This window comes from Pseudidiomarina sp., from assembly GCF_048268165.1.
Taxonomy (GTDB): Bacteria; Pseudomonadota; Gammaproteobacteria; order Enterobacterales; family Alteromonadaceae; genus Pseudidiomarina.
Window position 1 is genome coordinate 778,509 of the sequence record NZ_JBLWWA010000001.1, and the last position, 21,233, is coordinate 799,741.

General features: G+C 43.4%; 27 protein-coding genes. 11 read left to right on the forward strand and 16 right to left on the reverse strand.

Annotated elements, in window-relative coordinates:
• Positions 1–10: 10 nt before the first annotated feature.
• The 3 genes from ACN0UY_RS03725 to ACN0UY_RS03735 are packed head-to-tail and all read left to right on the forward strand — an operon-like array spanning position 11 to position 2,067.
• On the forward strand, positions 11–406 hold the full coding sequence (locus ACN0UY_RS03725) for an HNH endonuclease (protein WP_417665421.1): 396 nt from the start codon (positions 11–13) through the stop codon (positions 404–406).
• Between the two features lie 60 nt (positions 407–466).
• Positions 467–1,714: a hypothetical protein gene (locus ACN0UY_RS03730; RefSeq protein WP_417665422.1), complete on the forward strand. Its 1,248-nt coding sequence runs from the start codon at positions 467–469 to the stop codon at positions 1,712–1,714.
• On the forward strand, positions 1,714–2,067 hold the full coding sequence (locus tag ACN0UY_RS03735; protein ID WP_417665423.1) for a VOC family protein: 354 nt from the start codon (positions 1,714–1,716) through the stop codon (positions 2,065–2,067). Before ACN0UY_RS03730 ends, ACN0UY_RS03735 begins: the two co-directional genes overlap by 1 nt.
• Before the next feature lie 97 nt (positions 2,068–2,164).
• Here the strand turns inward: ACN0UY_RS03735 and ACN0UY_RS03740 are convergent, their stop codons facing one another.
• The 7 genes from ACN0UY_RS03740 to ACN0UY_RS03770 all read right to left on the reverse strand — a co-directional run bounded on the left by ACN0UY_RS03740 (position 2,165) and on the right by ACN0UY_RS03770 (position 7,644).
• Positions 2,165–2,770 carry a DUF4326 domain-containing protein gene (locus ACN0UY_RS03740; protein ID WP_417665424.1) on the reverse strand — a complete coding sequence of 202 codons (606 nt, stop codon included), beginning with the start codon at positions 2,768–2,770 and terminating at the stop codon, positions 2,165–2,167.
• Positions 2,770–3,210 carry a DUF488 family protein gene (locus ACN0UY_RS03745; protein WP_417665425.1) on the reverse strand — a complete coding sequence of 147 codons (441 nt, stop codon included), beginning with the start codon at positions 3,208–3,210 and terminating at the stop codon, positions 2,770–2,772. Before ACN0UY_RS03745 ends, ACN0UY_RS03740 begins: the two co-directional genes overlap by 1 nt.
• An 8-nt stretch (positions 3,211–3,218) precedes the next feature.
• The gene (locus tag ACN0UY_RS03750; RefSeq protein WP_417665426.1) at positions 3,219–3,833 is read right to left on the reverse strand and encodes a dual OB domain-containing protein; all 615 of its coding nucleotides are present in this window, start codon (positions 3,831–3,833) and stop codon (positions 3,219–3,221) included.
• A 1,067-nt stretch (positions 3,834–4,900) separates the two neighbouring features.
• Positions 4,901–5,908 carry a hypothetical protein gene (locus ACN0UY_RS03755; protein ID WP_417665427.1) on the reverse strand — a complete coding sequence of 336 codons (1,008 nt, stop codon included), beginning with the start codon at positions 5,906–5,908 and terminating at the stop codon, positions 4,901–4,903.
• A gap of 16 nt (positions 5,909–5,924) precedes the next feature.
• On the reverse strand, positions 5,925–6,227 hold the full coding sequence (locus tag ACN0UY_RS03760) for a hypothetical protein (RefSeq protein ID WP_417665428.1): 303 nt from the start codon (positions 6,225–6,227) through the stop codon (positions 5,925–5,927).
• Between the two features lie 82 nt (positions 6,228–6,309).
• Positions 6,310–6,981: a DUF4328 domain-containing protein gene (locus ACN0UY_RS03765; protein ID WP_417665429.1), complete on the reverse strand. Its 672-nt coding sequence runs from the start codon at positions 6,979–6,981 to the stop codon at positions 6,310–6,312.
• Positions 6,982–7,086: 105 nt separating this feature from the next.
• Positions 7,087–7,644: a hypothetical protein gene (locus ACN0UY_RS03770; RefSeq protein WP_417665430.1), complete on the reverse strand. Its 558-nt coding sequence runs from the start codon at positions 7,642–7,644 to the stop codon at positions 7,087–7,089.
• A gap of 138 nt (positions 7,645–7,782) precedes the next feature.
• Here ACN0UY_RS03770 and ACN0UY_RS03775 point away from each other — a divergent pair, with 138 nt between their 5' ends.
• On the forward strand, positions 7,783–7,938 hold the full coding sequence (locus ACN0UY_RS03775; protein ID WP_153827366.1) for a hypothetical protein: 156 nt from the start codon (positions 7,783–7,785) through the stop codon (positions 7,936–7,938).
• A 125-nt stretch (positions 7,939–8,063) separates the two neighbouring features.
• Here the strand turns inward: ACN0UY_RS03775 and ACN0UY_RS03780 are convergent, their stop codons facing one another.
• The gene (locus ACN0UY_RS03780; protein WP_417665431.1) at positions 8,064–8,612 is read right to left on the reverse strand and encodes a hypothetical protein; all 549 of its coding nucleotides are present in this window, start codon (positions 8,610–8,612) and stop codon (positions 8,064–8,066) included.
• A 341-nt stretch (positions 8,613–8,953) separates the two neighbouring features.
• The gene (locus ACN0UY_RS03785; protein WP_417665432.1) at positions 8,954–10,003 is read right to left on the reverse strand and encodes a hypothetical protein; all 1,050 of its coding nucleotides are present in this window, start codon (positions 10,001–10,003) and stop codon (positions 8,954–8,956) included.
• Between the two features lie 433 nt (positions 10,004–10,436).
• Between ACN0UY_RS03785 and ACN0UY_RS03790 the strand changes: the two genes are divergently transcribed.
• The 4 genes from ACN0UY_RS03790 (at position 10,437) to ACN0UY_RS03805 (ending at position 13,384) form a co-directional block, all read left to right on the forward strand.
• On the forward strand, positions 10,437–11,336 hold the full coding sequence (locus tag ACN0UY_RS03790) for a DUF4747 family protein (RefSeq protein WP_417665433.1): 900 nt from the start codon (positions 10,437–10,439) through the stop codon (positions 11,334–11,336).
• Positions 11,329–11,961: a hypothetical protein gene (locus ACN0UY_RS03795; protein WP_417665434.1), complete on the forward strand. Its 633-nt coding sequence runs from the start codon at positions 11,329–11,331 to the stop codon at positions 11,959–11,961. Before ACN0UY_RS03790 ends, ACN0UY_RS03795 begins: the two co-directional genes overlap by 8 nt.
• Positions 11,962–12,138: 177 nt before the next feature.
• Positions 12,139–12,978, forward strand: a complete 840-nt coding sequence (locus ACN0UY_RS03800) for an alpha/beta hydrolase (protein WP_417665435.1) — start codon at positions 12,139–12,141, stop codon at positions 12,976–12,978.
• A 28-nt stretch (positions 12,979–13,006) separates the two neighbouring features.
• Positions 13,007–13,384, forward strand: a complete 378-nt coding sequence (locus ACN0UY_RS03805) for a hypothetical protein (RefSeq protein WP_417665436.1) — start codon at positions 13,007–13,009, stop codon at positions 13,382–13,384.
• Between the two features lie 60 nt (positions 13,385–13,444).
• Here ACN0UY_RS03805 and ACN0UY_RS03810 read toward each other — a convergent pair whose 3' ends face one another.
• The 4 genes from ACN0UY_RS03810 to ACN0UY_RS03825 all read right to left on the reverse strand — a co-directional run bounded on the left by ACN0UY_RS03810 (position 13,445) and on the right by ACN0UY_RS03825 (position 16,723).
• Positions 13,445–14,716: a DEAD/DEAH box helicase gene (locus ACN0UY_RS03810; RefSeq protein WP_417665437.1), complete on the reverse strand. Its 1,272-nt coding sequence runs from the start codon at positions 14,714–14,716 to the stop codon at positions 13,445–13,447.
• 72 nt (positions 14,717–14,788) lie between these two features.
• Entirely contained in the window at positions 14,789–15,079 is a 291-nt protein-coding gene (gene nadS, locus ACN0UY_RS03815; RefSeq protein ID WP_417665438.1) for a NadS family protein, read from the reverse strand.
• Between the two features lie 429 nt (positions 15,080–15,508).
• On the reverse strand, positions 15,509–16,105 hold the full coding sequence (locus ACN0UY_RS03820; protein ID WP_417665439.1) for a DUF1294 domain-containing protein: 597 nt from the start codon (positions 16,103–16,105) through the stop codon (positions 15,509–15,511).
• A 114-nt stretch (positions 16,106–16,219) separates the two neighbouring features.
• Entirely contained in the window at positions 16,220–16,723 is a 504-nt protein-coding gene (locus ACN0UY_RS03825) for a GNAT family N-acetyltransferase (RefSeq protein WP_417665440.1), read from the reverse strand.
• A 188-nt stretch (positions 16,724–16,911) separates the two neighbouring features.
• Between ACN0UY_RS03825 and dbpA the strand changes: the two genes are divergently transcribed.
• Positions 16,912–18,303, forward strand: a complete 1,392-nt coding sequence (gene dbpA, locus ACN0UY_RS03830) for an ATP-dependent RNA helicase DbpA (RefSeq protein WP_417665441.1) — start codon at positions 16,912–16,914, stop codon at positions 18,301–18,303.
• Positions 18,304–18,317: 14 nt separating this feature from the next.
• Positions 18,318–19,016, forward strand: coding sequence for an aspartate/glutamate racemase family protein (locus tag ACN0UY_RS03835; RefSeq protein ID WP_417665442.1), 699 nt, complete (start codon positions 18,318–18,320; stop codon positions 19,014–19,016).
• Position 19,017: 1 nt separating this feature from the next.
• Here the strand turns inward: ACN0UY_RS03835 and ACN0UY_RS03840 are convergent, their stop codons facing one another.
• The 3 genes from ACN0UY_RS03840 to ACN0UY_RS03850 are packed head-to-tail and all read right to left on the reverse strand — an operon-like array spanning position 19,018 to position 20,663.
• Entirely contained in the window at positions 19,018–19,308 is a 291-nt protein-coding gene (locus tag ACN0UY_RS03840) for a DUF6768 family protein (RefSeq protein WP_417665443.1), read from the reverse strand.
• Between the two features lie 12 nt (positions 19,309–19,320).
• Positions 19,321–20,115 carry a DUF429 domain-containing protein gene (locus ACN0UY_RS03845; protein WP_417665444.1) on the reverse strand — a complete coding sequence of 265 codons (795 nt, stop codon included), beginning with the start codon at positions 20,113–20,115 and terminating at the stop codon, positions 19,321–19,323.
• A complete protein-coding gene (locus ACN0UY_RS03850) occupies positions 20,115–20,663 on the reverse strand; it encodes a DUF924 family protein (RefSeq protein WP_417665445.1) in 549 nt (182 codons plus the stop codon). The genes ACN0UY_RS03845 and ACN0UY_RS03850 overlap by 1 nt, the downstream gene beginning before the upstream one ends.
• Positions 20,664–20,690: 27 nt before the next feature.
• Between ACN0UY_RS03850 and ACN0UY_RS03855 the strand changes: the two genes are divergently transcribed.
• Complete coding sequence (locus ACN0UY_RS03855) at positions 20,691–21,233, forward strand: GNAT family N-acetyltransferase (RefSeq protein ID WP_417665446.1); 543 nt, start codon at positions 20,691–20,693, stop codon at positions 21,231–21,233.

Below are 21,233 nucleotides of genomic sequence, written 5' to 3' on the forward strand. Positions count from 1 at the left end.
AGGGCCGCATATGTGCTCGAAAACGATTCAGAAAAACCGTAAACAATCCGCAGAAATTCAATCAAACAGATGCTTTTATTGCAATTTTCCAATATGGCATCAGACAAATAAGCAACAGTTTATTCAACGCTATAACCTAACACCCAAGCAAGCTAAGTGGTTGCAGTGTACCGCCGAACATCTCACCGCACGATGTGATGGCGGAGATAATCGTCAAGAGAATATCGTTGCAGCTTGCAGATATTGCAACCAAAAACGCCACCAATATACGGCTCCACCAGCACCTGACGCCTATCGTTCTTTAGTCACCAAGCGCGTATCAAAAAATAAATGGTTTCCAAACTCACTCGCGGAGCGACTTACCTTTTCTCACAATAGCCCTCACAACAAGAATGTTAGCAATTAGTTATCAACAGCTGGTATGCTCAGTTCACGCTAACCATGAAAACTTCAAGGAAGATTAATCATGAAACCTTTTTATTTCACGCTTGTACTGATGCTTGCAGCGCCGCTTGCGGCCGAAGAGTTATCTAAAGAGGACTATTTAAAGGAAGTAAACAAGGCGTTTAGTAAAATCTATGAAGCAACCAATGGGAAAACCCTAAGTGCCCAACTCGTCGCACTGGAGGCGCTTTCTGTTGAGTATAAAGACAATAAACCTGTCTCTGATTTACTGCTGCAAGAACGCGGCACCGCGTATTCACTGATGGGCAGGCATCAACAAGCTTTACACGCGTTCGACCAACATGACCCGAATCCTGACGAATTGAACACTGCAGTAAAGAATTTAGTTACGCGCGATGCTGTTACTGCCATTCTTGACGCCTCGGCAGATTATCAAGTGGTGATGATCAATGAGGCTCACCACGTGCCGCAGCATCGCGTATTAACCTATCGGTTACTAAAGGGTTTATGGGAGAACGGTTATCGGTATTTGGCCTTCGAGGCGCTAGCACCAGACGCCGAACAGGAACTTACCAATAACTATGTTCATAAAAAAGCCGGTTTTTACACCGAAGAACCACTATTCGCAAATTTAGTGCTGTATGCGAGAGATCTTGGATTTAAACTCATTTCGTATGATTACGGTGCTGAAATTGGTACCGGAACCGAAGCTCGTGAACGCAGTGCCGTGAAGAACCTTCGTGAAAAAGTATTCGATAATGAACCCGATGCCAAGATGGTTATTCATGTCGGGTATAGTCATATCAACGAAGACGGATGGCTCGCACATTACCTAAAAGAAGCCCTACAACTTGACCCGCTAACCGTTAATCAAACCGACTTTACCGAACGAAGCCACAAGCGACACGAGCCTGAGAGTTATACTTGGCTTATTGAAAACCATGACTTCGACACCCCAGTTGTATTAACTAACAACGACGGTGTTTTTTGGTCTCCCACTCCGGAAGAATACGACATAACTGTGGTTTGGCCACGAACTGAATACAGTTTAAACCGACCCAATTGGGCGCGGCTGGACAAAGAATTAATACCCGTTAATCTTGATTGGTGTGAGCTGAATTTCCCCTGCGCGGTTGAAGTTTATCGCATGGGCGAGGAAGAAGAAGTGCCCGCAGACCGAATTATCATTACCGAATCGAGCACGCCAATCGGCATTTTTATCTCGGAATCCAGCCGGTTGGTTAAAGTAACCGATAGCCAGGGTAACCTAATAAATACGGTAACGGTTCCACTAAAGGAGTCTGATTGATGACACACGAAAAAATCAATTATATTGAATTACCTGCTCGCGATATTGAAGCCACGAAGGCGTTTTTTACAGAAGCCTTCGGGTGGACCTTTGTGGATTACGGACCAGATTACGCGGCTATAGAAAACGCTGGATTAGACGGTGGGTTTTACAGATCAGACTTAGTAGCCTCAACAACTACCGGTAGTGCTTTAGTGGTGCTCTATAGCAAAGAACTAGAAGCGAGCCAAACACGCGTTGAAGAAACTGGCGGCAAAATTATCAAACCCATTTTTGACTTCCCAGGCGGCCGACGCTTCCATTTCACCTGCCCCAGCGGCAATGAGTATGCTGTTTGGTCGGATGTGGGGTGATGGCTGGTTTGTGCCATTAGCGGACGGTGGCGCCTCATTTGCGGCTGGTTTGGAGCGCAGCGGAAAAGTTGTCCGACAGCAGCGCCTTGCTAAGTGCCTACTTTCCGTCATCCCAAGAATTTAAAAAATCTGCTAAAACGTCTCCATGGCAAGCCTGCGGCTTGCAAAAACAACCAAGGCGTTTGCCCGCTAATTTATAGACCTCTGACTTATCCTTGTTTGGAAACTTTTCATAATCAAAGTCATATTTATATTTTCTAATAACTTCTTCACGATCATCACCATCCTCATACATAGAGTAAGGATTCCCCCAATAGGAGCCACGACCTATGTATTCATAGGTAGGTGTGCTTTTCTCTGATTGAAACTCTGGCTCAGTCTTTATATTAATAACTCGTGTAATTAAAATATTTATAATTCTAAGAGGTTTTCCACTAATTTTTAGCTTCTCCGTTTCTTCAATGAACTCCTCGCCATCGTCGAATATTATCGCATGTGTGATTTGGTCAATTTCTAGCTCTGCTTTTTCAATAATTATAAAATCTATACACTTATCGTTGCAGTAATTCTTAATAAATCCATTTGGATCAGATGGGCATAAAAGCGATACCTCACTTAAAGACGATGTGATTTTTTCTACTTTCCTAGAAAATTTTGAATAGCAATTAAAAAGCTTTGGGTAAAGTATTAATACGTTTGCCATTAGTACAAATGCTTCACTTTTAGATCTAAATCAGAATGGTCGTTAAGATATTCAACAACCAATCTTCGATGGCATAAATGCGGCTCGTGCTCGCTACATAGCAAACAGCCATGATCTAGCAATGCAGGTTTTACGGATTTTTCAATATTTCGTTGACTCATTAAATTAAGGAATTTGTCCTCATAAGCTTCCCAGGGCATATCTCCTTTTTTATAGGCATTTAAAATTTCTTTGGTCGGTGCTAGCTCCGGAGAATGCACATATTCTGCACCGCAAAGTTCTTTAAGAAAAAACTTTAAGTCATCTCTTTTTGCAAATCCTGCCAATTGGGATACGTTGTTTAGGCGAACATCAATAAGTGTTTTCACCTTAGATTCTTGTAGAAACGTAAAGAATGTTTCAGCATTTTTTTTTGTAAAACCGATTGTATAAATTTTCATAATAAACCCTAAAAAATTGTTGCAACGAGTTTGTAGCAATATCCTTGATATTCTTCTCCGAGGCTTATGCAAAGGATACCCGTAACTTCACGTTGCTCTCTTACTAATTCGTCAAACTTGGGATCTGTTACAGCGAGGTCATAATCAATGCCATTATAGGTGAAGGATGCTCTTCTTCTATCATCGTTGTTAATATAAAGGCTCAAATTATCGACTTGTACGAGGTACAGCGACTGAGGGACGACATATAGCCCTTGCGTGATTTGAGCGTGCAAAACTCTATTCCCCTCTCCCCATAGATCTGCTGGCCCATCCAGGTGGTTTGGTAGTTCAGCTAACCCTATAGAGTAGTTCTGCTGCCAGAGATTTCCGTCGATAAGATAGTTTTCAGGCTGATGAGGAAGTGGTACATGCTGTGCAAACCCCATTTTTATTTTTTGAAGCGGCTTTACACCGAATGTTCCATATGGATTCTGATACTTGGCTTGGTCATGGGATAGTTCAGCTCCTTGTGCATTAGATACTGGCCGAATCCATCTGCCCGTATTAAGACACTTTCCCGCTACACAGTGCTGACCATGCTTTACTGAATTAGCTAATACAACAATTTCTGCTTGAGTCATACATTGTCCTTGCTACGCGCTCCTTGGCACTTAACTTTCGTATATTATGCGTGCGCATTTAGAAATTCGTACAATTGATCGTTTTCGGTTTTTAACTTACTGATCAAGCCGGCATTCCTGACTTTAAAGGTTCCGAGTTAGCAGAGGCAATTTGAGCATGCTCACTCACACTCCGCCGTGCGCACATTATCCAACTTCTTCTTTTTTGTTATGTCATTGACAGTAAACGACTTAAATAAACAACACAACAACAAAACGAGCCATATTGCCTAAGTGAATGTGCCATGCGTCACTAGCGACACCCACAGTTACTAATAACCGGACAGCTAGTCACTAGTTGGAGTAGGCTGAAAATAAAAAGGTCCGCTCCTCGCTCATAGCAGACCACAGAATTGCCCTGTCAGGCGGCTTCGTGCCAGGAGCGGACGTTGACGCTGAAATAAGCGGCGGCCCGACAGGGGCGTCCGGTGGAGGCCGCCGGCCGGAACGAACTTAATTGACTGGTTAACTGGCGCTGCCACCATAATAAGACCTTAGCACCTGATGACGGTGCTTAAAGATGAACCGGTAAACAGGTGCCAGAACATATGCCAACACGGGCAACCTACACTGAAATTCGACGGTATCGGTGACCCGGCATGATGTTCCGTTTCTACTAATGTCTCGTCGATGGTGCCAGAGCCTATTGGTTAAAGAGCTCGACGCCTCCGCAAAACCACTTTGGCGATCAATGGATTGAAAGAAGAACGTGTGCCGATCAATGGGAAAAATGCCGAAAAGGAGTATCCAGCTAGAGAAGAGCACGTTACCCGTAGGCCATTCAAAGATTGGCTTGCTTGACCATTCTGAGGGAACCGTCATGCGGATGAAAGGGTTCAACTCCGTATTCACGCCCTTCATGGTGAGCAATCCATCGATATCTTCCGGACTGATTTTAAGATTACTCGATACTTCAAATTTCACTGGTGCCTTCCGTGACAGTTAACGCCCCGCATCACCGGCAGCAAAAAGAAGAGCGAGGTACGAGCGTCGCTTTTTGCTGTCCGAGTGCATGCGATTGTTAGCTGCTATTTATACATGCTGGTAATTACAAAGCTATTCGCCATAAGATCAAATAGCTTTTCGTATTTTTTTAACCCGCCTCGCTCTGCTGGCTCTCCATTTATAGATGTCATCACTTGGCCTTGAATTTGAATCATTTTGTTTTTGTAGAAGATGGTGTACATGATTGTTTCCATGCCCACTGTATTCCTCACCCTCGCCATGTCCATTTTGAAATGCACCCAAAAACCAGGCAGGTTTTCTAACGTTAATGTCCCGCTATTAAGATAAACTCCTCCGTCAGGTATGAAATCTTGAATGTCTTTCGGATTTAAGATTTCCAATACATCCTTTTCTGTTATTGTCTCTCCGGGCTGTAATGGTACTTCTTTGATTAGAATGAGTAGTAACTCAAGCCCTCTGCCGTTCTCACTAACAAATTTTTGTACGATATTTGGCCGATTACCTTCTTTCGCAACCCAAGTTTTAGGTGATTCAATGGAAAATGCTACGCCCTTTGCTTTTCCAACACCATTTGTTGAATACATGTATTTATAACCATCAAGAAATTCTCGCTCTGGATTGTGTTCATAACCAGACTTGAAAAGAAGCAATGTCTCAATAACAGGAGAATCTATATTTCCTTTTGCTCTTTCTCGGACTAGCTCAACAAACTGACGAGCTTGTGTTTCTGATATTTGTTCAATGTTGATAGAACTCGCGATCTGACTGGTAAGTTGTTTTTTGATTTTATTCCATTCGCTTTTGGCGTATTTCGCCATTAACGCATCCATGCCTTCAATAGATGATTTGAAAGTTGCCGAAAATTCCTTCTCTGCTATTAGCGCCAACCCTGATAATGAGGGATATTTCTTGGAAATTTCGCTCAAGGAATAGTTTTGCCCTAAGTAGAAGCCATAAGCTTGGCCAATATCTTTAGCCAATGCATTGGAGAGCTTGATTTCCGCATATGCATTGAGGGGCGATACGATTAAAACCAATAGCATTAAAATTAGGCGAACTGCGTTATTCATGGTTATTTCCTTATATTTATTGCTCTGGTTTCACTTTTACCTTCTTATTCAGAAATGAAAAAAACAAGTACGCAAACACAAATGCGCCGCCCATATCAAGCGGGTTGCTTGGCGTGATTGTTGTGCCTATATCTTCCGAAATTACTTGGTATCTGAGGAATTTGGCAGCAGACAAGGCGACAACATTGACGAAAAACAACAATATCGTCAGTCCCCAAGCAACGCCACGTGAGGCAGGCGCATTCTTAAATGCTGTTTTATTCAGTATCGTTGCCAGCCCCCAAATTATCAGGCCATAAACTATCCAATCTACGATCATCTTCGTTTCTCCTTGTGCAGCTAATGCCTAAAGCATTGGCGCCAAAACCATAGCGAAGCGGAGTTTTTGGCGTCCTGTGCCTTTACTTGTTAGCACTTTCATATGCGACGCACTGCGCCTTGTAAATTGAATTTATTATAGAAAGTGTTACCAGCGCAAGCGGAATGCCAAGTGCATCTGATATTTGGGTAATAATGTTGAGGTTCATTAGCTCTTGAAGTTCCTCTGCACCCGTTGACATACGGAAGACTGCTTGACCGAGCATGTTTGACACAATCCAAAGAAACCACCAAAGCCCAAGGATTGAGCCAGCCTTCTCATTTGACCAGTTATTTGGATAGTGGCTTGCTTTCCAGATTTCTTTCATTGCTTGAAACGGCTTCCAAAGTGTCAATATTGGAATGAAGTAGTAGCCAATCGACCAGCCAGGCGTGAATTTCATATCTTTAGCGCCAAGCTGGCGAGCATTATAGTTTGCTCGGTGAATCCATCGAAGAATCAGGAAGCCTGAAATAATGAAAACCGCTAAATAGATAAGACCAACCATCTGCTGCCTTTGGTCGCTTGCCTCGCCATCAGCAACGGCTTTCTCTTGAGACGTATAAACGCCATTTTGATAATCAGATAACAGTTGGTATTCAAGAAAATTGGAGGCTATCGCAATTAGGGCTACAACAATTTGAGCATATAGCATGTACCTTACCCACTTGGTAAGGTTGGTAGAATCTTTGTAATTATTTTCTGTATCAGTCATTTTTCGTGCTCCTATCCATAGAGTGCTAACGCTTGCAGTTGCGGCGAGTACGAAGCGGAGCGTAGTACTCGTCCGACAACCTGCATTTGTTAGGAGCGGTCAAGCCTATTCCAAAATATTCATAAATTCCCAGTTATCATAAAACTGGCTTATGTCTCTGCTTCCCAGATCAAATTGGTTATTAGCGAAAGCCTCTTTATCCTTTTTCTTCATTCCCCGACCCTCAATACAACGCTCATTATGCCCATTATCAAAAAGCCACGGGTAGATATGGTAACTTTTTCTCACTCCGTGAGTTTCAACCAACATCGCCAATAGCTGTTTTGGCGGGATATTAATGAACACAGGCTTCGATTTACGCTCGTGTGAAATTAGAATTATGCTCCAGATATCAGCAGGAGAGTTTTCAAGAGCGGAATGACTAAAAACAAACCAGCCACCCGCTATCAGGTTTTTCTCAAACGAAGATTCTGCAAAGGCTGGCCGGTAGTCTTTAGACATTTTTACCTGAATAGATACAGTGCCTTTCACTGGCTCCTTAGTTATTAAAAAATCAATTCCTGTATCTTTCGCAGGAATCCAAAGGCGGGCAGATGGGAAGTTTTTCTCAATAAACTCACCAAAAACATACTCGCCAGCGTGAATTGTGAACAATGGCTTCATGGTATTATTTCCTAACATTTGTATATTGTGCGTGCGCGTTTAGCAGCTCGTCCAATTGATGGTTTTCAGCTCTTAACTTACTGAGCAAGCAGGCATTCCTAACTTGAAAGAATCCGAGTTAGCAAAGGCAATTTGAGCATGCTCAGTTACGCTCTACCGAGCGCACAATATCCAACCTTTATTTTTGTTATGTCATTGACAGTAAACGACTTAAACACACAACACAATAACAAAACACGCAATATCGCCGAAGTGAATGTGCCGTACATCGCTGGCGACACCATCACTTACTAATAACGCGACGGCTAGTCACTAGTTGCAGTAACCTGAAAGTCAAAAGGTCCGGTGTTCGCTCATAACTGTCTATAGACCTGTAGACGCATAGAGGTATTTAATTCAAATTATATATTTTAATTTTATTAAGTCTCTTCCGAAAATTTTTGCTCACCACGTACCTCTTGTTTAATTTCAGCGGCAATCTTTAACGTGGCGTCCGCTGTTTCAATTGCTCTCTCTTTTGGAAGTTTTTCGTTTTCGAAGTTAGAGAATCTTTTGTTGAGAGCATAAAGCCTAAAGAATAAGTTTATTTTGTCTTTTTTGACAAATTTTTTATCGTGCAGAAACTGAATAGATGCTGCAGCATTATAAGCCTCCTTAAAGCCCTTTTCAGCTGCACAGTCTGAAACTGTTTGCTCCATTATATCCCATGATTGTAAGATGACTCCGAGCGGCGATTTTTCAGCTAGCTCAAACATGTTAGGTAACAATGAGTCCGTTGCAGTAACCTTCCACTCTCCTGAATCCCTGCGTATTTCTTTTAAAGTCTTTTCGAACTCGATCTCAACATCTTTCAATCTAAACTTTGAAATATCAGGAATCTTGCTCTTCAAGAGCAACGCTATAGTCAAAACGGTAGCGGGCCAAGCTAAATGTTGAATTCCGGTAGAAATAATCGCTTGCCATTCCATAATATCTTTATCCTTTAATCTTATTGAACACGGCAAAGTTAAACATTGCGATACCACTGTTTACATCAGGGCAAAGTAGGACTCTCGAATCACTTCCACTATCCTAGCGTTAGTAAATGATTATTGGAATAACAGAGTCACCTTACTAACAAATTCTTGGTTGATATTTTTAAAGGTCCGCTGCTCGCTCATTCCAGTCCTTAGCCTTATATAACAGGTTTGATTCGTGCCAAGAGCGGACGTTGTTGGGATGGAATCGTGGTGAAATTGTTTCTACGAAGCACATATTTTATCAAAAGATTTACGCATAGATTATTCTAATTAACTAGGAGTTACAGAACCTAAACAGCCTCATAATCTTTGTCCGAGTATTGAGGCTTCAAGTACCTAATTGTTTTCGGCCTTACGGTTGTTTTTATGCCTAAAAGCCTCTCTGCCTGAACTTTGTTAGAGAACTCAATCAAACTCTCTTTCGAATAAAAAATATTCAAATGGCTAAGGATATTAATGAAAATATTGAGAATAAGTGTATCGGTAAAAAGAAGCTGCTCTATGGTGATCTGATCGCTCTTACCTGCATGCACGAACTGTGATCTAGTTTTATATGCTTGACTTATCTTTAGGTTAAATTCCTCTATAGACCAGTCCGTTGTCCAACCAATAAACGCTTCAACTCGGTTGGGTAGCTCAGTTAAGTATGTATCTCCTTGTTGAGTAAGTAGTGTTTCTATAGCTATCATATTCCAAAGAAAAGCATGGGGTAAATTACTTGAGGACTGGCTTTGTCCCGATAAAATAGCGGCGTCAATAATATTCATCCTCCAGCCGCTACCTATCTCTGAATCTCCATTAATAACCTCAATCAACTTCAATACGAAGCCCCAATTTCTATGATAGTGTCGCCATCGGCTTTCTAATCCAAGCTCCTGAGCTCTTCCAACTATACGCATTTCCGAGACAGATGAGGTTGTCGTGAGGTTGAACATACAAAGACTCGAAGAGCCAACGGGCATTTCTTTCCCGATTGAGAGACACGCGTTATTTCTTCTTCTGCCATATCCAAGCTGCGATAAAGATAGAACGTCTAAGCCTTTTCGAACTCTACTTAGATACTCGCTTTCTTTTTCTTCTCCATATCCGCCAAGTTTACCTATTGCGTAGACTTTTGATTTTTTAAAAAAGTTTGCCGCAACACCTTTCTTTTCTAGCTCACTTATTTTATTCGGAAAACCAAGGCGTTTACGAATGCGAGGTAGTTTGTCCTTGCTTACGAAAGTTATTCCGTCGATGGTAAATTCTTCACCAACAGCTTTCGTGAGTACGAGACCTGTTATTGGTACTATAAATAACCACAAACCGCGCTGTTGTTTAATTTTTCTTATTTCGCTCATATTTGTTAAGTCGGCATCGTTGTTTTATCTAATCTAGCATACTTATTCTTTATTTAATGAAAGTGGCCTTGATTAGTATCCAAATTTAAAAAGGTCAGTTCTTCGCTCTATTTTGACATCCAGCTCGGTCTTGTTGATGAGTTCTTTAAGGAAGGGAAAATCATTAACCTTCGTTATACTTTGAATATTGTAAAATTATTCACTTCGCATCTGGATTTTGCCAACGCGTGTTAAGAAGTCTAATCCGCACGTGGGAACAAAACATAATTACAAGCTGTACACCCAATTTTTTGTAAGTTATAAAAAGAGCATATTTTAATCAATACAATAAACTTACAAAATCGAATTATCCATATTCATACACGGATTTTTCTGCAGAATAAGCATTAGCCGTGCGTGGTAATTGAGTCAAATTAAACCTAGGGATATAAATATGGCAAGAAAGAGAACTGTTCTCTATACGGCATTTAACATAAGAATGCATCCGCACTCGCCTCAAAAATATGTCGATTTATTTGAACGCCTCTTCGATCTTCGAAGGCAAGTGAATTTGCGAGGGGATATATACGGAATTTTGACTCAAATAAAACCAATCAACGATAGCTTTGTAAATGGAATTTCAGGGGAAATTGCGAAATTTACTAAGATAGACGTTGGCAAATGGTTCAATGTTGAGAAACTGCGAGAAGCAGAAGAAGATGAAACAAAAAAAATTAAAATTCCAGATGCCTTAAGACCTAACTTTACTAGCTTTAATTTTGTTTTTTATCCAAACAATCATTACTTAGTGATTGAATGCAAAGATAAGTTTGGACAAATTAGTCCAAAATTATTAGAAATCTACTTACGCAATCTTCTTGATACCGAAGAGATAGTAAACGAGTTTAATACTATTGAGTTAACGCTAGTACCGAGAACAGATCAGCTTGAATCGGTACTCTCATTGAAGCAGGTCAACTCTTTGGAATTGATAATCCGCCGACCTAACACCGATGGTCTGGAAGATTTGGAAGACGAAGTTCTCGAAAGATTGAATCGACAGAATGCTGAAGAGGAAATAATAACTCTTAAAGCGCAGAAAGGTCTCTCTATTGAAGCAGACGACCGAACAATTGCGTTGGGGCATATTGCACAACTTAACGGTGAGGTTAAAACTACTGGATACGATGAAAGCGGTAGGCGCACTCAAAAATCAACTAAACAGCATCCTTTTATTGAATCTGGAAAATATTCTCCAAGTGACACAACGGCTAAAGACTTTTTACTTGAGATGGCAAGTTCGATCATTGATAAAATACGAGATATGGCTAGAGTGAGAAATCAAGATGGCTAGTAAAAGGCAATATACTGGCATTAGAAAATTATTTCTTCGTTACTGGAAGGCTTATGGAGGGCTGAATGCTATATTAGGTTCACCATATATGCATATATCTATTCTAGTAACTGTGTTTTCATCTGGAACTTGGTTAAATGACGATTGGGTAGACACTCCGATTTCGGTACTGCCCAATATTATTGGTTTTTCTCTGGGCGGCTATGCTATATGGCTAGCATTAGGCGACGACAAATTCCGTGCTAGCATATCCGGTAAAGCCAATAACGGTGGAGAATCCCCGTTTATAGTTGTAAACGCAACGTTTGTACATTTTATTGTCCTGCAAATATTGGCATTGGTTATAGCTTTAGTCGGAAAATCCCAACCTATAAATAATAGTCCTCTATTCATTCAGCGTTTCCTATTAGAACTTGCTCCATGGCTACACGATGTTTCGATAGTTATTTCCTCTACGGGAAGTTTTGTTGGCTATTTTATTTTTATATATGCTTTGTTTTCGGCACTGGCAGCCACAATGGCAATATTCAGGATTGCTGGATGGCTTGAAGTTTATCATGTTAAACAGTTGAAGAAACCTGATGACAACAATCCAGCTAACAATCAAAAGCAGTCGGACGGCTAAAGCTACTGTTGATTTTTACGTAAACGTCTGCTGTTCGCTCTCAGCGAACGCAAGCAAAAGGTTATTCATTGATAGAGTAATAGAGGTCGAGCTAAAAGCTATTGAATGCAACGGTGAAAACTGGTTAAGTACGTTAACCATTCTGAGCGCCTTGCTCAAGCTGATAGGAAATCAATAATGAAGTTAGTTTGGGTGCTCATCCTATTCATTTACTGCCCAGTAACCTTCGCCACGGACGCCGTCGAAATCCCAAGAAGCGAGACAGTTGAGTTAACCGACCCCGCGAGTAAACTCATTTATCCAGTTTTTATTAAGGCGCCACGCTCATATCGGTCTAATACCGATAAGGTCTATCCTGTTGTCTACCTGACCGATGGCATGTATAGCTTTCAAATAGCGTCTGGTGCCACACGATTCCCGATGAATAGCGGAGCAATGGAAGAAGCCTTTATTGTCAGCTTGTCATACTCCAAAGGGTCGAAAGGTGCATCGAGCCGAATTCGAGACTACACTCCAAGCCGCGCAGATGATTGGAATTTGCCCACTGGTAATGCTGAGGGGCATGCGCTTTTCATACGAGAAGTAGTTTTTCCATATATGGCGGATAATTATCGAGTCAGCGCAACTGAGCGCACCTACGTGGGAAACTCTTTAGGCGGGTTGTTTGGCGCTTATATACTGTTTAAACACCCGACTATGTTCAGTAGTTATGTGCTTGGTAGTCCATCAGTTTGGTTTAATAACCAAGATTTATTAAGCTTAAAACCGACTGAATCGCGCAGCCCCATTAAAGTCTATATCTCAGTTGGAAGCCTTGAGCGGCCGCAGTTTGGAGAAAAGCAGGATATGGTTGCCGGAGCTACCAAACTGAAGAACAAAATTGTTACCGAAGCCGGTGAATCTGTCACGCTCAAGTTCAATATCATCGAAGATGCAAAGCATGCCACCGCATTTCCCACTACCTTGATCCAAGGTTTAGATTGGATTTATGGGAAGCCTAAGGTAGAGCAGCGCTAAAGAATTGTTGAATAAATAAGGAATGAGTTTGAATTACAAATATTTCGTTTTGATCGTTTCGATTCTTATGCTGTCGGGGTGCACAACTGGAAAGCTCTATTACAAGAACAGTTCAGGCAATCGCGTTTTGGGCTGCAATGTGGAATTTGTGGGCATGCCAAGCGTCGATAAATTCGCCGTTGAGTATGCTTTGAGCCATTGCGCCAAAAGTGCAGTCGAAAAAGGCCACAGCCTTGAACCAGAGCAAGAGTATCTACTCGAACTAGATACGACTATTCCTCAAGCGCCGTCTGGTATGACTTGGGATCATGAACTTGCTAAAAATGAATACGAAAGTGGGAATCTTTCAAAGAAAGAATATGGATATATTGTGGCTCATATAGATATGGGGCTATCGGACAATTAACGCGACAAATGCACAACACTTAACTGCATTCCGGCACTGCCGCGTTATTTCAATCTGAGTTTACGAGTCACCCCGACCGCTGCGGCGCTTATTGCCACCAGCAGGTTTAGCTGCACCACGGCCCTGAGAACTTCCTTGACGACGTGGCTGACGCGGTTGGCGCTGCCCTTGCGCAGGTGCAGGTGTTCTGCCGTTAAGCACAACGTCTGCAAAACCTTCCAACGTATGGCGTTCAATAGGCTGACCTATCAGCTTTTCAATGGCTTTAAGCGTTCTGAACTCTTCGTCCATGACCAAAGAAATGGCATGGCCAACTTGGCCTGCACGACCTGTACGGCCAATGCGGTGCACGTAGTCTTCAGCAACTTGCGGTAAATCGTAGTTGATAACGTACGGCAGTTTTTCAATGTCGAGGCCTCGCGCAGCAATGTCAGTTGCTACAAGCACCTGCACCTTGCCCGCTTTAAAGTCGGCCAATGCTTTAGTGCGAGCGCCTTGGCTTTTATTGCCATGAATCGCCATGGCCAAAAACCCATCCGCATCAAGCTGCTTAACAAGCTTATTCGCGCCGTGCTTGGTGCGTGAGAACACAATCACTTGCGGTAAGTTTAGGTTACGAAGTATTTGCATGAGCATGCGCGGCTTTTGGCTTTTCTGCGCCGCATACATGGTTTGCTCAATGCGCTCTGCCGTGGAATTTGGTGGCGCCACGGAGATTTCTACCGGGTTGTTCACCAAGCCTTTCGCAAGCGTACGAATTTCACTAGAAAACGTCGCTGAGAACATCAACGTTTGGCGTTTCGCCGGTAATACTTTGATAATTTTTTTAATATCGTGAATGAAGCCCATATCAAGCATACGATCAGCTTCATCCAGCACCAGAATTTCCAGTTTCGGGAAACGAATGGCGTTCTGCTGGTAAAGGTCCAGCAAGCGCCCTGGCGTGGCGATTAGAATATCAACGCCTTTGCGTAGCTTCATCATCTGCGGATTGATTTTCACGCCACCAAAAACGACCGCGTAGTTTAAGGGTAAATCGGTACCGTATGTCGCAACACTTTCAGCAACCTGTGCGGCTAATTCACGCGTGGGTGTCAGAATAAGTACGCGCGCCGTATTGGGCTTGGCACGTTCGTTGCCTTTGAGCATTTCTAGAATCGGTAACGCAAAGCCTGCTGTTTTACCGGTGCCGGTTTGTGCGGCGGCCATCACGTCGTTACCAGCAAGTACCGCTGGAATTGCTTGTTCTTGAATGGGTGTTGGTTCGGTATAACCTTGGCGTGTCAGGGCGGCTAAAATTTCAGGGCAAAGTCCGAGTTCAGAAAAAGTCATGTATAAATGTGCTACTCAAATTGTGATAAGAACGTACATTCTACCCTAGAGCGACGCATACCGCATTTTATTTCACTTTTGGCACGCCTCTATGACATTTTCAGGGTCATTTGCTATTGCTCGAATAAGGACTTTCGCTGGCCCTGTTGGCTCGCGACGCCCCTGCTCCCAATTACGAAGCGTACTGACTTCGACACCAATTAATTTTGCAAACTTGTCCTGACTCAACTTAGTTTGTTGGCGTATTTGTTTGACTTCAATGGCCGCAATGAAATTCTCGCGACTAGGTTTTTGCTTTCCCTTAACTATCGCATCCATTTCTTCAACACTTTGAAGCAATTCATTAAACGCTGAGTTTTTCATGGCTACCAGTTCTCCACTAGTTGACGTAGCACTTTCAGTTGGCTCGGGCTTAGATCACTGCACTCACTTTTGGAGAACAAAAACAGCATTCTGATTTCATTCAACTGCTCAGCATAGTGATACATGACTCTATAGCCACCGCGCTTACCGTGGTACGCGCTAGACCACCGAACCTTCCTAATACCGCCGCTATTTACAATTACAGCGCCCGATGTTGGGTTTGAAGCAAGCATTAGCTGCAATAAACGATATTGGTCATCGCTCAAAAACGCTTTGACTTGTTTTGTAAATATCGAAGACTCAATGAAATGCATTATACGCCACTGACTCACAATGAAAAGGTAAATTAGTGTCGAAGCGTACGACTGAGGTATTAATAGGTCAAACACATAAGTTGGTAGGATAATGACTAAAGATTATTCAGCTAGATTAATAAGATAAAGGCAGTGCGTTCCAGAATTCATGACCGCCTAGCGCAAGATAGCTAACCGCAGCAACGTTAACTATAACCGTTAAATAAAACACCACGCGAAACGAATTTTTGCGTGTTTTGTGGCGGAATTGCTGCTGTGCAATAAGTGCACCTGGCCAGCCACCAAGAACTGAAAGCCAATGCAAAACGCTTTCGGGTGTGCGTTGCTTGCCTTTCTGAGCGGCACGCTTATCAACAGCATAAAATAAATACGTGATGGCGCTTAACAGAGCGAAAGTCCAGGATACCTGTACTGGCAATTGGGTTTCGAGACTCGCATAACCAACAGCAGCAATATAGCCCATTGCAATCACGATGATAGGCAATAAAAACCAATCCATCGTCTCACGAACGTATGCAACATCGATTGCGCGAAACTTACCATCAGATTGTTTTTGCAGGTTAAAACTCACCTCATCGCCAACTTTGGGCGTGCGGCGCCTATTCTCGAATTCAGTGATATGCGCAAACATTTGTTGGTTCGAGCTTGCTAGTTGAACAAACCCATAGCCTTTATCAACATTCCATTTGATCAAAACGCCATTTAGTCGCATGTCTTTATGTCCCTATAGTTCGACATTTTGTTATGAAGCAAATTGAATAATACAATTCAGTTTCATAAAAATCGACGGTGAAGCTCAGCATTGATGCATTATTTACAAGCATGCCTACAAATCAATGAGATAGCGACTTACATGGCATCCATCAACTTCAATTTGCGAATCTAAAACGCCACCACAGGCTTCTATCATGGCGCGGGAAGCTGCATTATTCGTATGGCAATGAATATGAATGTTGGTAATACCTAGCTCGCGGGCCTTATCAAGGCTTAATTCTAGCAATGCTTTACCCAAACCTTTGCCACGAAACGCTGGGCGAATACTCAATCCAATATGTCCACCACAGTGCTCAATTTGAGCGTTTAGTCGATGCCGAATATTGGTACACCCCAGTATTTCATCGCCTTCCACCAACCAAAACGTTGAGCTTTGGACAAATCCGGGCGGCACGCTGGCACCTGTACGAAAGCCTTCAACACGCGCCAACATCGCGGCAAAATCACGATGATCAAAGTCTAGTGGAAACGGATAGCGTTCTTCACTGCCAAGCTCTTCAATGTAGTCAATGTAACTAGCCTGTAGGCGAGCATTCGGGATTATAAATTTGAGCACTGCACGTTCCTTGATACGGTTTATATCCAATTTGTTTATTATTTAACAGGTTAAGAAAAAACACCATGCTTGGTGTTAAATACCATCATCGGCTTGTAAAGGTAAACACCAAAACTCTGCTATAATCAGGACTAATTTTTGAAGTCCTTAATATTCCTGATAATTACTCCTAAAAGTGACCTATAAACATGTCTGAACCAACACCCGCTTTACGCCATTTTACTGAACTCAAGCTTTCTGACGCTTTGTTAAGCAGCTTGCAAGAGGCTGGATTTCAGCAAATGACACCGGTACAAGCGCTTAGTTTGCCGGTTATATTGCGCGGCGAAGATGTGGTGGTTCAAGCGGAAACCGGTTCAGGTAAAACGGCTGCGTTTGCACTTGGTATTCTCTCGAAGCTGGATTTAAGCCATTTTGCGCCGCAAGCGCTCGTGCTATGCCCTACCCGTGAGCTTGCTGAGCAGGTCGCCGAGGCAATTCGCGGGCTAGCCAAGGCCATGGCTAACGTCAAGGTGCTCACGCTTTGCGGCGGGGTACCAGCGCGGGCGCAAGTGGCATCGTTAGAGCATGGCGCACATGTATTGGTGGGCACGCCGGGCCGAATTCTTGATCATTTGAGTCAGTCACGCATCGATTTTTCAAAGTTGCATACACTGGTTTTAGATGAAGCCGATCGGATGTTAGAAATGGGCTTTCAAGACGATCTAAACGCCATTGTGACGAAAACACCGGCAACCCGCCAAAGCTTATTATTCAGTGCAACGTACCCGAAAAGTATTGCCCAGCTTACGCAGCGCATCACCAAAGACGCCAGCAATATAAAGGTGGCTTCGGCACAGGCTGAGCCTAAAATCACGCAACGCTTTTATGACCTTGGCGATACGTCGGCAGCGCAGGCAGTGCAACAAATTTTGCTGGACCAACAGCCCAGCAACTGCATGGTGTTCTGTAATACCAAAGCCGAAGCTCAGAGTATTGCCGATAAGTTAAAAGCGAAAGGGTTTAGTGCGCTTGCCTTACATGGCGATTTAGAACAAAAAGATCGCGACCAAACCATGGTGCAATTTAGTAATGGCAGCGCCCGCGTTCTGGTCGCAACCGACGTTGCCGCACGCGGTCTCGATATTGCCGAATTGGATTTGGTGATCAGCGTGCACATGGCGCATGATTTAGACACTCACACGCACCGCATTGGGCGTACCGGTCGCGCCGGTGCTGAAGGCCTTGCGGTGACTTTAATCGGCGCGCACGACGATTATAAAATGCGCTTGCTAGAAGACAGCTTTGACGATTTGATTCGTTTGCAGCCGCTTCCGCATCCGGCCGCAGACCGCAAGCCACTGCAATCTGAATTGGTTACCCTGCAATTAAGCGGCGGCAAAAAAGACAAGTTACGCCCTGGTGATATCGTTGGCGCGCTGACTCGCGACAACAAATTAACCATGGCCGACATTGGCAAGATCAAAGTTCAAGCAAATTGGGCATTTGTGGCTGTTAAAACCGCCGCAGCAAAGCACGCTTTATCACTCATCAACAACGATAAAATCAAAGGCAAGCGCTTTCGCGCTCGTGCTTTGTAGCAAGCGAGGGTCGGATGAAAACAATCGGTTTAATCGGCGGAATGAGCTGGGAGTCTACGCAAACCTATTATCGGCTTATCAATCAGAAAGTGCGCGAACAGCTCGGCGGTTTGCATTCCGCGAAGCTTATTCTTTATAGCGTTGATTTTGCCGAAATAGAACCGTTACAGCATGCTGGCGATTGGGCTGGCACTGCCGATATTCTCACCGAAGCTGCACAAGCATTGGAGTCCGCCGGTGCTGATTTTATTGTGTTGTGCACCAACACCATGCACAAAGTTGCCCCTGAAATTGAATTGGGCGTGAATATTCCGCTGCTGCACATTGCCGACGCCACTGCGAAAGCGCTGCAGCACGACGATATTAAGGCCGTTGGTTTGCTGGGTACCAAGTTCACGATGGAACAAGAATTTTATCGCGAGCGGATTGAAGACTACGGCATTTGTGTTGTGGTGCCCGATGCTAAGCAGCGTGACCGCGTACATTCGGTTATTTTTAAGGAGTTATGCCTGGGCGAAACCAACAAGAAGTCAAAAGCGGACTACTTAGAAATTATCGATTCGTTAGCGCACAGTGGTGCCGAAGGCGTTATTCTCGGCTGCACCGAAATAGGCCTCTTAATTAACAGCAGCGACACCAAAGTGCGGCTTTACGACACCACTGAAATTCATGCGGAACAAGCCGTTAAGTTTGCCTTAGGGCTCAGTTCGTAAGTTATTTCTTAACGTTCTTTTTCAGCTGTTGTATTTCGTGCATCACGTGGTTGTGGTTGGTCTGCATAAAAATCCACAACTTCGTAGCAACTTGAACGATTAAGCTCACAATAAAACAAACGCCCCAAAACAGTTGCTGATCTGCGGTCACGGTAAAAAACTTGTAGCCGCAGTAAATCAGCACAGCAGCAAAGACAAACGCCAACACATAGCCAACGGCCAACAGCCAGCCCAAGCCGGACGCAAAGCCACCTTTCAGGTATTCGGTAAGGCTAATCTTGTTACTTTTCATAACACTATGTCCTTATTTATTCCCAACCAACGTTTTAGAAGGCATCCAAATGGCGTCTTCTTGTTTAATATCGCCCAAAATATCAATTTCGTCATCACTTAAACTTGCAACCCACGCGGCGCTATATGCATCCACCTGATCGTGGGTGCCTCCCGCACTAATCTGTTTTAACTGCGCCCATTCGGCTTGAGTGGCGGGCCAGTTGGTGTGGCGGGCTATCGCTTCTAATTGTAGTTGAGGTATGCCCTTTCCGCTTTTGTGTGGCACGTTGGGTATCAGCCTGCGAATATTAGCCTGTGGGAACGTCTCAATAATCGGGGCAACATTCGCCAATTCTCGGGAAATCTCGAATCCTGCTAGCATCCACAGTTGCATGGCATGAGGGATACGTGAAACCGCGCCACCCTGCGACAAATGATGACGCACCTTGTTTATAATTTCATCAAATTCAATTTTGGAAGGCGTTTTATAGCAGCGGATACCGGCTTGGTTTAACTCGCGCTCAGCGATGCGATAGTCGAGCTTTTCAGCGCGTGGGCGCAGCGGCGAGTCTATACCAATACGCTGCGGGGTTGCCTCATAATAGTTACACACGTCAATAACATACTGTCGCACCCGCTTTGCATAGTCCACATTAAAGTCATGCTCAATAACCAGCTTATTCCCATGCCCATACGGAGCCTGAAACGGCGACTCTTTCACTGGCAACGGAATCAACCGCCCTTCGCGCTTCTCAGCGAAAACAATCGGAATACGCTTTTTCACCGCACAAGAAACATCAACACCGATGAAAACGGAACGTTTCATTAAAACGACGACCCTGGCTCTTGCAAGAATGCCTGCTCGGCCGCAGTTGATTCGCGCCCTAATAGTGCGTTTCGATGAGGGTATCGACCAAACTTATCAATAATTTCCTTATGCTTTAACTCAAAGTCGTAATTGTTTTCTAAGCCTGGTTGATTAAATAACTCAACAGCTTGCCGGTGAATAACCGCTGACTCACTGTGCATATAAGGCATATATAAGAAAGCCTTTTCAGCGGCATTAAAATCACTATCACATCCCAGCCTAATAGCTTCTTGCGAGAGCACTAAAGCCATCGCATCTTGTGCGAATGCAGCAGCCGTATCGCGATATACATTGCGCGAGAACTGGTCTAGCACAATAATTTCGGCTAAGCGCCCGCGTGCGCTGCTGCGCCATTGCCATAGCTCACCCTGTACTGCAGCGCCCAGCATGTCACCAAACTTCTGAGTAATGGTTGCATCTAGCGCGTCACTTTTAGCGAACCACTGCTGCGGCGTAAGTTCGCTAAACCAAAAATTTAAAACATCAGCAAAGTCGTGTAATTTCATGATATAAATTCCTACGTGCTTGTCTGAATGTACCCCTTCATAAGCAAGCGCACAAGTTCACCTAAACCAATTAACTTCATCATGCTTATAGACCAGAACATCACCATAAAATATCTTGCTGACGTACCCGAAGTATCACATGCAATTGCAGGGTGGTATTACAATGAATGGGGTGCGCACGATGAAAATATTACACTTGAAGATATGCATGAAGTGGTGCTGCAAAAGATAGACAATAAAGACCAGATTCCCTTGAGTTTTGTGTTATTTGTTGATGACAAACTTGCTGGCGTGGCTGAGCTAAAATACCGCGAGAATAAAAATTTTCCGGAATATACGCATTGGCTTGGAGGTATTTTTATCGCTTCAACATTTCGTGGCTTAGGGCTTTCCTCTAAACTCATTCAAAATGCCAAAACAGTGGCTGAAGCGCTTGATGTACAAAACCTATATCTTCAAGCTGAACCTATGAATATTGCACTCTACGAAAAACATGGCTTCAAAAAACTTCATACAGCCGACCATTTCGGTATTAAAACAACCATAATGATGATCAATCTAAACCAATAA

What these genes read in the sequence shown, in the direction of transcription:
- ACN0UY_RS03735 (WP_417665423.1), top strand. Translation starts at nt 1,714, where the DNA reads ATGACACACGAAAAAATCAATTATATTGAATTACCTGCTCGCGATATT.
- nadS (WP_417665438.1), bottom strand. Translation starts at nt 15,079, where the DNA reads ATGAAAAACTCAGCGTTTAATGAATTGCTTCAAAGTGTTGAAGAAATG.
- ACN0UY_RS03795 (WP_417665434.1), top strand. Translation starts at nt 11,329, where the DNA reads ATGGCTAGTAAAAGGCAATATACTGGCATTAGAAAATTATTTCTTCGT.
- ACN0UY_RS03740 (WP_417665424.1), bottom strand. Translation starts at nt 2,770, where the DNA reads ATGGCAAACGTATTAATACTTTACCCAAAGCTTTTTAATTGCTATTCA.
- ACN0UY_RS03725 (WP_417665421.1), top strand. Translation starts at nt 11, where the DNA reads ATGTGCTCGAAAACGATTCAGAAAAACCGTAAACAATCCGCAGAAATT.
- ACN0UY_RS03750 (WP_417665426.1), bottom strand. Translation starts at nt 3,833, where the DNA reads ATGACTCAAGCAGAAATTGTTGTATTAGCTAATTCAGTAAAGCATGGT.
- ACN0UY_RS03810 (WP_417665437.1), bottom strand. Translation starts at nt 14,716, where the DNA reads ATGACTTTTTCTGAACTCGGACTTTGCCCTGAAATTTTAGCCGCCCTG.
- ACN0UY_RS03775 (WP_153827366.1), top strand. Translation starts at nt 7,783, where the DNA reads ATGCTCAGTTACGCTCTACCGAGCGCACAATATCCAACCTTTATTTTT.
- ACN0UY_RS03765 (WP_417665429.1), bottom strand. Translation starts at nt 6,981, where the DNA reads ATGACTGATACAGAAAATAATTACAAAGATTCTACCAACCTTACCAAG.
- ACN0UY_RS03770 (WP_417665430.1), bottom strand. Translation starts at nt 7,644, where the DNA reads ATGAAGCCATTGTTCACAATTCACGCTGGCGAGTATGTTTTTGGTGAG.
- ACN0UY_RS03785 (WP_417665432.1), bottom strand. Translation starts at nt 10,003, where the DNA reads ATGAGCGAAATAAGAAAAATTAAACAACAGCGCGGTTTGTGGTTATTT.
- ACN0UY_RS03840 (WP_417665443.1), bottom strand. Translation starts at nt 19,308, where the DNA reads ATGAAAAGTAACAAGATTAGCCTTACCGAATACCTGAAAGGTGGCTTT.
- ACN0UY_RS03835 (WP_417665442.1), top strand. Translation starts at nt 18,318, where the DNA reads ATGAAAACAATCGGTTTAATCGGCGGAATGAGCTGGGAGTCTACGCAA.
- ACN0UY_RS03820 (WP_417665439.1), bottom strand. Translation starts at nt 16,105, where the DNA reads ATGCGACTAAATGGCGTTTTGATCAAATGGAATGTTGATAAAGGCTAT.
- ACN0UY_RS03755 (WP_417665427.1), bottom strand. Translation starts at nt 5,908, where the DNA reads ATGAATAACGCAGTTCGCCTAATTTTAATGCTATTGGTTTTAATCGTA.
- ACN0UY_RS03730 (WP_417665422.1), top strand. Translation starts at nt 467, where the DNA reads ATGAAACCTTTTTATTTCACGCTTGTACTGATGCTTGCAGCGCCGCTT.
- ACN0UY_RS03850 (WP_417665445.1), bottom strand. Translation starts at nt 20,663, where the DNA reads ATGAAATTACACGACTTTGCTGATGTTTTAAATTTTTGGTTTAGCGAA.
- ACN0UY_RS03800 (WP_417665435.1), top strand. Translation starts at nt 12,139, where the DNA reads ATGAAGTTAGTTTGGGTGCTCATCCTATTCATTTACTGCCCAGTAACC.
- ACN0UY_RS03845 (WP_417665444.1), bottom strand. Translation starts at nt 20,115, where the DNA reads ATGAAACGTTCCGTTTTCATCGGTGTTGATGTTTCTTGTGCGGTGAAA.
- ACN0UY_RS03790 (WP_417665433.1), top strand. Translation starts at nt 10,437, where the DNA reads ATGGCAAGAAAGAGAACTGTTCTCTATACGGCATTTAACATAAGAATG.
- ACN0UY_RS03745 (WP_417665425.1), bottom strand. Translation starts at nt 3,210, where the DNA reads ATGAAAATTTATACAATCGGTTTTACAAAAAAAAATGCTGAAACATTC.
- dbpA (WP_417665441.1), top strand. Translation starts at nt 16,912, where the DNA reads ATGTCTGAACCAACACCCGCTTTACGCCATTTTACTGAACTCAAGCTT.
- ACN0UY_RS03780 (WP_417665431.1), bottom strand. Translation starts at nt 8,612, where the DNA reads ATGGAATGGCAAGCGATTATTTCTACCGGAATTCAACATTTAGCTTGG.
- ACN0UY_RS03855 (WP_417665446.1), top strand. Translation starts at nt 20,691, where the DNA reads ATGTACCCCTTCATAAGCAAGCGCACAAGTTCACCTAAACCAATTAAC.
- ACN0UY_RS03760 (WP_417665428.1), bottom strand. Translation starts at nt 6,227, where the DNA reads ATGATCGTAGATTGGATAGTTTATGGCCTGATAATTTGGGGGCTGGCA.